The following is a 12299-nucleotide window of genomic DNA, read 5'->3' on the forward strand; positions in this document are numbered from 1 at the left end:
CGAGCACATGGAACGCTCGCAGCTCGCGCAGCGCCAGGCCGACAAGTGGCTCATCTCCGGCAGCCTCCTGATCGGCACCGCGGCCCTCGGCGTCTTCGGCTTGCCGCTATTCCTCTGGGGGGTGCGGTTACTGCGCCGCGCGCAGCGCGATGGCCTCTCGGTGCGGCCGATGCTGGTCACGCTGCTCGGTTACCTCGTCATCATCGACGCCGCGATCAACACCGTCGGATGGGCGCTCGACCTGGTGGCAAACCACACGATCCTGGCCCGCGTGCTGCTCAACGGCTGGGGCAACATGTTCGACGCCGGCTACTTCTGGCACTACAACGAGTTGTGGGTCGGCGGCGCGGCGGGCCCCGGCGAAAAGGCCTTGGAAGTCGGCCTGATCCTGACCGTCTTCACCATGCGCATCGCCGCCGCCATCGGCTTCCTGCAGATGAAGCGCTGGGGCCATCAGTGGATGGTCGTCACCTGCTGGATGGGCGTGGTCATCTGGACCACCTACGTCTTCAACATGACGATGTTCGCCGACGTGCGCTTCGCCGGAGTGGTGCTGCCGGTCGTCGGCTGGTGGCTCTACGACATCTTCTACATCACCCCGTTCCTGGCCATCCCCTACCTGCACACCGTCAACCGCGAACTCTTCTCCGACTGAAATGCACTCTCTGAAATCCACTACGCCACCGAGGAAGTCACATCATGGGCTATCTATGGGAGATCCTTCGCTACGTCGCCGCATGGGGCGGCACCGGACTGATCATCTGGTTCTGGTACTGGCTGTTCTCCAACATCGGCACCTTCTGAACCGCGGCCTCGGTAGTCGGAACGTACGGAACTTTGCCGATGGTTGATCAGTCCGCGGGTCATGCGATGGCGCTGGAACGGGGTTGCTCCGTGACGGCGGTCGCGTTCAGCGACCAACGTCGCGAAGGAGTCCGCCTGGTCACCGGCGACCGGCGGGGCTTCGGCGTGAACGCAGCGCTCACGTTCGTTCATGTCCCCTACCCCACGCCGCCCGATTGGACACGCCGAACCCTGACATGCGGTGTGGCGCTGCAGTGTTCGCCGTCGAAAGAACGCGTCACCGAGTATCGCCTCAGCGAGCTTTCCGCCCGCGAGCTACGTGCGCTCACGCTCGTCGAGGCGGGCGTCGCCATCGGCTGGATCGCGTCGCGGTGGCCCGGCCTGCTCCCCGAGGTCCGCCGAGTGCTGCCCGACGTCCACGTCGAAGACGGCGACATGCCTGCCGTTCAGATGCTCGACCGGGCAATCGCATTGGCGACCACGCGCCAGGAATTGACCCTTCATCCGCTGCTGGGCTCGTTGCCGCTGGCATACACCGCGGCGCATGGCTTGACCGACAAGCTGCGGCGCAGCTTTGGCAGGATGCCCTGGACCACAACACAGAAGCGCCTACCGCGACCGTACTCGGTTCCGGTCGGCGGCGACGGCGGTGTCCGCAACCCCAACCTGCCGCCGCCGAGCAGGCCACAGGACAACGATCTCGACGTCACACCGCACCATCGGCCCGGGATCCCCTATCCCGAATGGAACATGTGGACACAGCGATTCATGCAAGACCACGTCGCCGTCGTCGAGGACGCCGACGGCCGGCACTTGCGCCGTCCGGTTCCGGTGGCCGTCGACGTGCGCAAGTGGTTCGAAGAACACACCCACCGCGCGATGTCGAACCGCCTCGAAGACGGCTCCGACCTTGATGTCGACCAATACGTCAACCACTACATCGATCTGGCGACCGGCGAGGCCAAGGAACCGAAGGTGTTTCGCGACCTGCTGCCCAGCAGCCGCGATGTCACCACGGCGCTGCTGCTCGACGGCAGTTCGTCGCTGGGGGTGCATGGCGGGCGCGTCTTCCAACTGGAATTGTCCTGTGCCGATGCACTTTCGCGGGCCATGACGCTGGCGCGCGAACGGCACGGTGTCTTCGTCTTCACCGGCAACACCCGCCATCGAGTCGAAGTACGCTGCCTGAAGGATTTCGAAGACCGCCGGTTCGTACCGCCGAGCGGGCTGGGCCTGTCCACCCGGGGATACACCAGACTCGGCGCGCCGCTTCGCCATTTGACCAGCCGACTGCTGGCGCAGGCCTCCGAGCGCCGCCTGCTGATCGTCATCGGCGACGGACTGATCTCCGACGAGGGATACGAGGGCCGCTATGCCTGGGCCGACGCCGCGCACGCGGTCGAGGAGGCCAACGAGGCCGGGGTGTCGATCTACTACGTGGGCGTGGGACCCACCCGCGTCGACCCCCTGCCCGAGGTGTTCGGGCCCCGCCGTTCTCAACGCATCCGACGCATAGAGGAGCTTCCGCGAGTGCTGGCTCATGTCCATCGTGAATTGGTCGCCGCATGACCACCGACACGTATTTCGCCAACGGCAACGAGGTTCAGCTGTTCGAGCAGGCCTTCCACCGGCGCATCCCGGTGATGCTCACCGGTCCGACCGGATGCGGCAAGACCCGCTTCGTCGAACACATGGGCTCATTGCTGCAGCGGCCCGTGGTCACCATCAGTTGTCACGACGACCTCACCAGCTCCGACCTCGTCGGCCGCTTCATGGTGACCGGCGGCGACGTGGTGTGGACCGACGGTCCGCTGACCCGGGCCGTAAAAGCCGGTGCGATCTGCTATCTCGACGAAGTCGTCGAGGCCCGCCACGACTCACTAGCAATCCTGCATTCGCTCACTGATCACCGGCGCGCGCTCTACCTGGACCGGGCGGGCGAGGTGGTGCAAGCACCCGAGGAGTTCATGCTGGTGTGTTCGTACAACCCGGCCTATCGCAGCTCGCTCAAGGAGCTCAAACCGTCGTTCCGCCAACGCTTCGCCACGCTGGCGATGCACTATTTGCCGCCGGACCGCGAGGCGGAGGTGATCGTCGCCGAATCGGGGATCCCGCTGGCCACGGCCCGACGGCTGGTCGCGTGCGCGGTCGCGATCCGCACCGCCGACCAAGCCTTCCACTTCGAGCCACCGTCGACCCGAGTCCTCGTCACGGCCGCTCAGTTGATCGCCGCCGGCGCAACCGAATTGGACGCGGCCGACGCATGCATACTCGCGCCGCTGAGCACCGACGGTGCGGTCACCGATGGCCTCCGCGAAGTCGCGGCCGCCAGCCTGGCCCCCTCAAATACCGCGAGCAATTCGCCTTAGAAAGGAGAAATCGGCAATGGACCGACAGGAGCAGAAGCGTAAGAGGGCGCTCATCGTCTTCCAGATCTTTATCTACGGCTACCTACTGGCGATGTTCGGCGTCCAGCTGTACATGTCGTTCGCACGGGGCTGGTGGGATCTGTGAGTCTCCTTCCCGCGCAAACGGATAACACGGCCGGCCTCGAGGATCACCACGACGAATCCCGTCAGGCTCAGCGCAGGGCCGACAGGTGGATGATCGTCGGCGCCGGCTTGATGGGCATGTGGGCGCCGGGCCTGATCGGCTTTCCCATATTCATGCGCGGGGTGTGGCTGCAGCGCCAGGCCCTGCGCGCCGGACTGTCCGTCCGGCCCATGATTGTCACCCTGATCGGCTATCTGGTGCTGATCGACGGAATGCTCAACAGCCTGGGCTGGGCCCTGGACCTGGTGGCCAACCACACGCTGATCAATCGCGTGCTGATGGTCGGTTGGGGCAACATGTTCGACGCCGGTTATTTCTGGCACTACAACGAACTTTGGGTCGGGGGCGCGGCCGGTCCGGGCGAGAAGGCCTACGTGGCCGGACTGATCCTCACGGTCTTCTCCATGCGGGTGGCCGCGGCGATCGGCTTCCTGCAGATGAAGCGGTGGGGTCATCAGTGGATGGTCGTCACGTGCTGGATGGGCGTGGTGATCTGGTCGGCCTACGTGTTCAACATGACCATGTTTGCCGACGTGCGGTACGCCGGTGTCGTCTTCCCGGTCATCGGCTGGTGGCTCTACGACATCTTCTACATCACTCCATTTCTCGCCATCCCCTATCTGCACACCGTCAATCGCGAAATCTTCTCCGACTAGCAGGGAGCCGTGCCATGACCAGCCCTTCCGTACCGTCAACCACCGAAGACAACGACCCGAGCGCCGACCTCGAGCCGGGGACGACGCCGTACTACGCGCGGATGCACAAATGGATCAAACGGGCCGTGTTGGTGTGCCTGGTGGCCCTGGTGATCGAGGGCGCCTTCACGTTGCCGTTCATGGCCGTCTACTACGGGTACCCGACGCTGAGCCTCACCCAGATTTGTAGCGAGCTACTCAAGATCCGATACTCCAACGACACGCTGGAGTGCAAATACCCTTACCCACCCTTCGGCCCGCCCGAGGGTGCCGAGGGCAAGGCCACCGCTCAGGACGTGTGGGGCATCCAGCCGATACCGAAGTATCACAGGCTGGGGTTCCGCGAACTCGTCAAGATCCACAACGACAGGCTGGCCCGCCAAGCGGCCCAACAACAGGCGGCGTCGCACCCATGAGAGGGCCGGCCCGTTGACCTACCGGGTCGTTCAGTGGACGACGGGTAACGTCGGCAAGAGTTCGGTCCGGGCGATTGCCGCGAACCCGACGCTGGAACTTGTCGGATGTTATGCCTGGTCGCCCGAGAAGGTCGGGCGCGATGTTGGCGAGTTGTGTGGGATTAAGCCGCTAAACGTGATGGCCACCAACGATATTGATGCCTTGATCGCGCTCAAGCCGGACTGCGTGGTCTACAACCCGCAGTTCCCCGACGTCGACGAGCTGGTCCGTATCCTCGGTGCGGGCATCAACGTGGTGGGTACCTCCGGCTTCGTCACCGGCCACTTCCTCGGTGCGGGCCGCGATCGCATCGCCGATGCCTGTGAACAGGGCGGATCGACCATCTTCGGCAGTGGTATCAACCCTGGCTTCATCCAACTGTTTGCGATCGTGTCGGCGGGGCTGTCGGACCGGGTCGACAAGGTGTCCATGCTGGAATCCGCTGATACGACTATCTACAACTCCCCGGAAACCGAAATTCCGATGGGCTTCGGGTATCCCATCAATCAGGCGAATCTTCCGGCCATCACCGAGCAGGGTTCAGGAGTCTTCCGGGATGCCGTGTTGCTGCTCGCCGATGCCCTGGGCGCGGAGCTCGACGACGTGCGTTGCGAAGTCCAGTACGCGCAGACCACCAAGGATCTCCATCTCGCCGGCGACTGGACGATCGCGAAAGGCTGCGTCGCCGGCGTGGACGTCCGATGGAAAGGAATTTTTGCTGGTCGGGAGATCATCGAGATCCGAGGGCGATGGCGTAAAGGCCAGACGCTGGAGCCGGATTGGCCGCTGGACATGGGCTACACCATCGAGGTTCAAGGACAGCCGACGATCAAGACCACACTGAGTTTCCTTCCGCCGCCGGACTTTGCGGGCGAGACGCTGGACGACTACATCATGTTGGGCCTCACTATCACCGCGATGCCGGCAATCACGGCGATCCCCGCCGTCGTCGCCGCACCCCCCGGCATCGCAACCTACAACGATCTGCCACTGCTGCTTCCGCGCGGAGTACTGGCACGTAGCTGAGAGGACGAGCGATTGATGACCGCCGCAACCGGTGCCCCCAGTGTTTTCGAGGCGGGACTCCCGACACTGGAATATGACATCACCGAATCGCCGCACGCGGTCTGCGCCCGCATCCGGCTAGCGCAGCAGCACGGGCCGATCGCCATCGGCCCGTTCGGCCCCGAAGTGCTTTCTTACGACTTCGCCCGCAGCATTTTGCGCGACACCCGATTTGTGATTCCCCCGGGCCTGCATCTATCCGCGCAAGGCATCACGTCAGGTCCGCTGTGGGACAGGGTCGTTGGCAGTATCATCTGTGCGGAAGGCGTCGAGCACCATCGGCTGCGGAGTTTGGTATCGAGGGCATTCACGCCGCGAGCCACCGCGCGTCTGCACGACACGATCGGCCAAGTGGTCAACGAACTCATCGATGGCGTAGCCGACGCAGGCTACTGCGACATCGTCACTGATATCGCCCGCCACTATCCGATCCCGATCATCTGCGCGCTGCTCGGTGCGCCACGTGGAAGCTGGGCACACTTTTCACAATGGGCCGAAGCCATCTTCAAAATGGTCAACTTTTCGATCAATCTCGCCGACGAGATGCCAACGATCCTTCGCGGTTGGGCCGATCTCGACGGCTACGTCGATGAAATGATTGCCGAACGTCGACACAGGCTGACCGATGACCTGCTCTCTGATCTGATCCGCGCCGAGGACGACGGCGACCGCCTCAATGCCGACGAACTTCGGATGACGGTGGCCGGATTGTTGCTTGCCGGAACGGACACCACGCGCAATCAACTGGCCGCTTCTTTGCAGGTGCTCCTCGATCACCCGGAGCAGTGGGCGATGCTGCGTGAGCACCCCGAACTCGCCATGCCTGCAGTCGAGGAGAGCATGCGCCACTCGCCGGCAGTGTGCAACACGGTCCGCACCGTGAACGAAGACGTCGAGTTGCACGGATACACATTTCCCACCGGGACCTACATCTTCGTGAATTCGTTCGCGGCCAACCGTGATCCCGACATCTATCCGGATCCCGACCGTTTCGACATCACCCGCAAAGGGGCGCCCGCGGTGCTGACATTCGGTGGCGGCGTGCACTATTGCCTAGGTGCGAACCTCGCCAGGCTGGAGCTGGCCGAAGGACTCAGGATCCTGGCGCAGCGGCTACCTTACGCCCGCCGAGTAGGACCGGCACCGTGGAAGCCGATGCTTGGCATGAGCGGACCGATCAGTCTTCCCATAGAGTTCGGCCGCCGATGACGGACGTCCAGCTCCCCGACCCTTCTCCCGATCCGGCCCGGAGGTCGCTGATGAACGATTCACCGTCACGGTTGCACCATGTCGTCTTTGCGGTAGCACGCGAGCGACATGAAGCCGTGGGACAGCTGTTTACGGAGCTGGGCTTCAGCTTCGACGAGATCAGTTTGGACGAACTCGGGCTCCGGGTGCTGCTGGACTGGAATCGAGGCATCGAGCTGATCAGTCCCAACCCGGGATCCACTGCTGAGGTGGCTGCATCGGTGAGCGAATTCCTGTCCAGGCACGGTGACGGTGGCGTCTTCACGGTGGTGGTGCAGGTTCCCGGAGCGTCAGGGGCAGAGGACATCGCCAAGCGTTACGGCTCGATCACCCGCTTCCGGCAGGGCTTCGAGGGCGAGGGCAACTACCTCGAGGAAATCGACTTATCGGTACTCGGCTTGCCCCTGACCTTTTTGTCGACCAACCTGCCGTAAGACGCCACCACAACGTGGGCGCCAATCCCGCACTCGGACAGAGCGTTTAAGGAGTTTCATGAGCGAACTTCGGTTTGACGGCCGGGTTGCCATCGTCACCGGGGCCGGCGGCCAGCACCCGAGTCTCGGCCACTCCCACGCAACTCTACTCGCTGAGCGGGGAGCCAAAGTGGTGGTCAATGACCTTGGCGTGGGCCCAGACGGGCGCGGAGTCATGCGGGCGAGCGCGGAGCAGGTCGTCGAAGAGATTCGCGCCACCGGCGGCGCGGCGGTTGCCGATCAGCACAACGTCGCCGAGGAAAAAGGCGCCCTCGCAGTCGTAGCGACGGCCTTGGACACGTGGGGGCGAGTCGACATCGTGGTCAACAATGCCGGGGTCTGCTTTATGGCGCATTTCGATGAAATTTCGAGTACCGACATACGCAACATCATCGACGTGCACCTGATGGGGACCGTATGGATGTGCCGAGCGGCGTGGCCGCACATGTGTGAGGCAGGGTATGGCCGGATTGTCAACACCACGTCAGGTGCGATGTTCGGGATCGAGAACCTTTCCATCTACGGTGCGGCCAAGAGCGGCATCTTTGGATTGACCAGAGGACTGGCCGTCGAGGGCGCGGGACCCGGAATCAAAGTCAACGCGTTGGGACCGGCCGCCAATACCACCGCCATTCGTCATTTCAACGAGCCTTCGCCTTTCACGTCATTGATGGAAACGTATTTCCCCACCACCCTGGTATCTCCGGCCGTCGCTTACCTGGCTCACGAGGACTGTGCGCTCTCGGGGGCCAATCTCGAAGCGGGCGCCGGCAACGTCGGCCTACGTGTCTTCGGCCAGACGGCGGGATACACCGACACCGATCTCACAGTCGAGAAAGTGCGAGACAACCTCTCGACAATCGTCGACAAGCGTACGGCGACAATGATCCCCGACCCCGGTGAGGTACCCGCCGGGCCCACCGGCGCGGCCCAGATCGGCGTCGTTCTGAAGCCCTATCAACCTATTTGAGCCAACCGACACTGCAGCCAGGGAGACATCATGACCGTCGGTACAGTAAAACCCAGTGTCTTTGACGCCGCTCTACCGACATTGGATTACGACGTCACGGACACACCTCAGGAGATCTATCCACAGTTTCGGGCCGCTCAGCAAGTGGCACCAATCGCGTTGGGTCCCGTCGGGCCTGAGACGCTCTCCTACGAACTTGCTCGAACCGTACTCGGAGACCCACGATTTGGGATTCCTCCGGGCATCCATCTCACTGCGCACGGCGTCACGTCAGGTGAGCTGTGGGACCGCGTTGTCCGCAGCATCCTCTGCATGGAAGGCGCCGAACATCGGCGATTGCGCAGCTTGGTGTCCAAGGCCTTTACGCCACGGGCAACCGCGCGCATGGATGAGACGATCCACGCCGTCATCAACGAACTCGTCGATACCGTTGTCGCAAAAGGGAGTTGCGAATTCGTCGAGGAGATCGCGCGGCCCTACCCAATCCCAGTCATCTGTGCCCTGCTGGGTGCGCCACGGCAAGACTGGCAGCTTTTCTCGAAATGGGCAGAGGACATATTCAAGATAGTCAGCTTCGACTGCAATCTTGCCGAGGAGGAGCCCAAGGTTCTCAAGGCCTGGGACGCTTTCGACGAATACATCGACGGAATGATCGCCGATCGGCGCAAGGCGCTGGCACACGACCTCCTCTCCGAACTGATCCGGGCGGAAGATCAAGGTGACCGGCTCGACGCCGGTGAAGTCCGGATGCTGGCGTTCAGCATCCTGGTAGCCGGAACCGATACCACACGAACGCAATTAGCAGCCTCGATGCAAGTTCTGTGTGAGCATCCAGAACAGTGGGCGCTGCTTCGCGACAACCCCGAGCTCGGAATGAAAGCAGTCGAAGAAACCATGCGTCACTCCCCGTCGATGTGCAGCACCCTTCGCAGTGCGACCGACGACGTCACGATCGGCGACTACACATTCCCCTCCGGCACATTCATCATCGTGAACACCTATGCCGCCAATCGCGATCCGGCCATCTACGACGACCCCACGCGTTTCGATATCACTCGCAACGATCCGCCGCCCATCCTCACCTTCGGCGGCGGAGCTCACTACTGCCTTGGCGCAAACCTTGCCAGGCGGGAACTCTCTGAAGCGCTCAAGATTCTTGCCCACCGCCTGCCTCATCCGCGGTGTACCGAAAACCCCCCGTGGAGACCACTTCTTGGTATGAGCGGCCCCACGCGACTCCCGCTGGAGTTCGACTGAGCGATCCAGCCCCAGGCAATCGACATCACAGACTCGATCGCGAAACGCAACGAATGCGAGGTGACGAGCACCAGGTAGATTGCGCGCCTGAGCCCATGGCCAAGGTGCAGTGGTAAATCGGATCGGAGACAGGCCTGCCCGTATCGGCCACTAGCGCAGCAGAATTCAGGTGGCGGGAAGCGCTGGGTCTTCGGCGGCCAGTTCGAGCACGTGAATCTCGCCCGTCGTGCCATCGACCTCGACGAGGGCGCCCGACGGCAGTGCCCGGGTAGCGCCCTGGACGTCCACCACACAGGGGAAGCCGAATTCGCGGGCCACCACCGCGGCGTGCGACATCGGGCCGCCGAGTTCGGTCACGACGGCGGCGGCGTAGCAGAACGCCGCGGTATAGCCGACGTCGGTGACCTCCGCGACGAGGATCTCGCCGGGTTGCAGGTCGTCGATCGTCTCGGGCCGCACGATCCGCACCCGGCCGCGCACCCGCCCCCCACACACTCCGACACCACGCATGGTGTCCCCGCTGGCCAGCGCGTGCGACGAGGTCGCGGTTGGCTGCCAGCTTCCACTGAAGACCGTCGGCGGCGCCACCGCGACCAGCCGGCGTTGTTCGGCCCGGCGCCGTGCCACCAGCGCGCCCACATCTGCCGGCAGGGCGTCGAGTTCGTCGACGAGCAGATAGAAGACGTCATCGGCGGTGCCGAAGATCCCGGTCTCGACCGACCTACGCCCATATTCGCGCAGCAGCGTGCGTAGCACCCAGTTCGCCCGCACCACCTTGTCGCGGCGGACTTCACGATCACGCAGTTGCTGGGTGGCCAGGGCCGCAACAGGCTTGGCGTGCAACGGGATCCGGGGGCGCTCCGGCTGCGGCGCGGGCGGCGCGCTCATCGCTCTGGTGACCATCCGGACCAGTAGCTCGGGATCGTCGGCGTAGCTGGTCGACAGCATCTCGAGCTCGGCCGGGCCGCGGTGTCCGATGAGCGCCAGCTCGTCCAGCAGGGCGGCGTGGAATTGCGGTGCCTCGACGGCAAGCTTGTCCAGCCGGTCCCCCGGTTCGGCCAGCAGCGCCGTTACTTTCGGATCGCGCTGCGCGGCGACCACCAACCGCTGCATCGCCTCGACCGAACGCGCGCTGACCAATTCCGGTCCACCGGGCGCGGCGATGTCTCGCCCGCACAAGCCGCGCAGCAGCACATTAAACGCCGCGCACAGCAGGAACGAGCCCGCCGCCAGCACCCAGCCGTGCACCACCTGGTCACGCGCCATCGAGATCAGGCTCAGCAGCCGGCGATCGTCGAGCCCGGCGAGGTCACCGCCGGACAAGCGTTCCAGGCGATCGACGTCGGCAACGAACTCGCGGGTGTCCAGGGGCGCGCCGGCGGACAAGCCGATCAAGTTGACGCCGAACACCCCGATGTTGCGAATGGTCCGCAGTTGCCTGCGAATACGGCTGGTGTCGGAGTGCGGACGTTCCTCACCGAAGATCGGCAGGGAGGCCATGCTCGGACCGAAGAACCCGCTGTTGCTCACCACCGTCGTGGGCTTGACGAAGGGCACCGTCTCGGCCATGAAATGTGCGGTCGTGATCGCGCCGTACAGCCGGTGGGCGAACACCGCGACCATGCGCATCGCGATTTCGCGCTGGATCGTCCCGCCCGGTCGCAACCGCTCGGCGACACACACGGCGCTGGCCCGCAGTCCGCGAACCGTCGCCGACGCCGACGCCGGCGAAAACGGGCCAGGCAGCGCCTCAGACAGATTCGTGGCCAGGAAGGTGGGAAAACGCGGGTCGATCGGTGTGTCGAATTCCCCGTTATCCCCCGCTGCGCCTGCCCAAATGGGTTTGACGCCGTCGCTGCTCGGCGCGTCGACCGAAGGTAGGTCCTGAATGTTGGCCAGCCGCCACGGCAGCGATACCACCCGATTGCCCACGGTAACCCGACCGCGCACCGCCAGCGCGAAATCCTGGACACATTCGCCGGATTCCCACGCCGGCTGAAACGCCCATTCCTCTGCCAACCGCGAGGTGTCCATCAGCCCAACCCCCCGCACCAGTCGCAGCTCCGCCGGCTCGGGGCCCAGGCGCACGATCGGGCGGCGCAGCGCCGCGGCGATTTGCCGGAAGGTCAGTTCGCCCGAAGCGGCGAGATTCACCGGGCCACCGGCGATTTCGTCCTCCACGATGGCGCGGTTGAGTAGCCGAAGCGCGTCGTCGAGGTGGACGACCTGCATGCGCCGATCTCCCGAGCGGTCTGGGAATGCCGGTAATGCCAGCAGGCGGCGCACCCAGTTATCGACGCTTCGCCCCAGGATCAGCGCGGAGCGGATCGCGACCCATTCCGCGCCCGATTCCGCAAGCATCTGTTCGACGCGGGCTTTGAACCGGCCTTCGGCACTGGCCGGGGTCGTGACCTCGTGTTCGGCCTTGGGCGCGGCTGTCCCGCCGTACACATGGGCCGACGACGCGAAAACGATTCGCCTGGAACCGGTCTCGGACATCGCGTCCAGCACGTTGCGGGTGCCGCCGATGTTGACCTGGTCGTCGTACCCGGAACCCTTTGCCCATGCGCAGTGCGCGACGACGTCCGCGCCGGCCAGGGCGCGTCGGACAGCCTCGGCGTCGCGGATGTCGGCTGCAACGAAATACGCTGCGCTCGGCCAGCTTTCGGGCCGATGGCGGGCGATCCCCGCGACGTCGTGGCCCTGGCTGAGTAGCCGCGTGGCGAGGCCGCGGCCGAGCACGCCGCTGGCACCGGTGACCGCGATTCTCACGTCGTG

The 12299-nt window shown here is 64.3% G+C and carries 12 protein-coding genes; 11 read left to right on the top strand and 1 reads right to left on the bottom strand.

All coding sequences use genetic code 11. From position 1 onward, the window contains the following. Positions 1-7 precede the first annotated feature (7 nt). The 11 genes from ACZYVJ_RS03310 (at position 8) to ACZYVJ_RS03360 (ending at position 9521) form a co-directional block, all read left to right on the top strand. Entirely contained in the window at positions 8-655 is a 648-nt protein-coding gene (locus tag ACZYVJ_RS03310) for a hypothetical protein (protein ID WP_463832813.1), read from the top strand. Positions 656-843: 188 nt separating this feature from the next. Further along, complete coding sequence (locus ACZYVJ_RS03315; RefSeq protein WP_463829719.1) at positions 844-2373, top strand: nitric oxide reductase activation protein NorD; 1530 nt, start codon at positions 844-846, stop codon at positions 2371-2373. Then, on the top strand, positions 2370-3173 hold the full coding sequence (locus tag ACZYVJ_RS03320) for an AAA family ATPase (RefSeq protein WP_463829720.1): 804 nt from the start codon (positions 2370-2372) through the stop codon (positions 3171-3173). The genes ACZYVJ_RS03315 and ACZYVJ_RS03320 overlap by 4 nt, the downstream gene beginning before the upstream one ends. Positions 3174-3189: 16 nt before the next feature. Beyond that, positions 3190-3318 carry a hypothetical protein gene (locus ACZYVJ_RS03325; RefSeq protein ID WP_011724800.1) on the top strand — a complete coding sequence of 43 codons (129 nt, stop codon included), beginning with the start codon at positions 3190-3192 and terminating at the stop codon, positions 3316-3318. A gap of 89 nt (positions 3319-3407) precedes the next feature. After that, positions 3408-4013, top strand: a complete 606-nt coding sequence (locus ACZYVJ_RS03330; protein WP_282574983.1) for a hypothetical protein — start codon at positions 3408-3410, stop codon at positions 4011-4013. 14 nt (positions 4014-4027) lie between these two features. Continuing rightward, positions 4028-4468 carry a hypothetical protein gene (locus tag ACZYVJ_RS03335; protein ID WP_463829721.1) on the top strand — a complete coding sequence of 147 codons (441 nt, stop codon included), beginning with the start codon at positions 4028-4030 and terminating at the stop codon, positions 4466-4468. A gap of 13 nt (positions 4469-4481) precedes the next feature. Next, a complete protein-coding gene (locus ACZYVJ_RS03340) occupies positions 4482-5534 on the top strand; it encodes an NAD(P)H-dependent amine dehydrogenase family protein (protein ID WP_463829722.1) in 1053 nt (350 codons plus the stop codon). 15 nt (positions 5535-5549) lie between these two features. Continuing rightward, entirely contained in the window at positions 5550-6782 is a 1233-nt protein-coding gene (locus ACZYVJ_RS03345) for a cytochrome P450 (protein ID WP_463829723.1), read from the top strand. Positions 6783-6832: 50 nt separating this feature from the next. Further along, positions 6833-7255: a hypothetical protein gene (locus ACZYVJ_RS03350; RefSeq protein ID WP_463829724.1), complete on the top strand. Its 423-nt coding sequence runs from the start codon at positions 6833-6835 to the stop codon at positions 7253-7255. 58 nt (positions 7256-7313) lie between these two features. Next, positions 7314-8264 carry an SDR family NAD(P)-dependent oxidoreductase gene (locus tag ACZYVJ_RS03355; protein ID WP_463829726.1) on the top strand — a complete coding sequence of 317 codons (951 nt, stop codon included), beginning with the start codon at positions 7314-7316 and terminating at the stop codon, positions 8262-8264. Between the two features lie 30 nt (positions 8265-8294). After that, on the top strand, positions 8295-9521 hold the full coding sequence (locus tag ACZYVJ_RS03360) for a cytochrome P450 (protein WP_463829727.1): 1227 nt from the start codon (positions 8295-8297) through the stop codon (positions 9519-9521). A gap of 165 nt (positions 9522-9686) precedes the next feature. Here ACZYVJ_RS03360 and ACZYVJ_RS03365 read toward each other — a convergent pair whose 3' ends face one another. Continuing rightward, positions 9687-12293, bottom strand: a complete 2607-nt coding sequence (locus tag ACZYVJ_RS03365; RefSeq protein WP_463829728.1) for a sugar epimerase family protein — start codon at positions 12291-12293, stop codon at positions 9687-9689. Positions 12294-12299: the final 6 nt, after the last annotated feature.

It is taken from the genome of Mycobacterium sp. IDUB_3 (assembly GCF_055419585.1).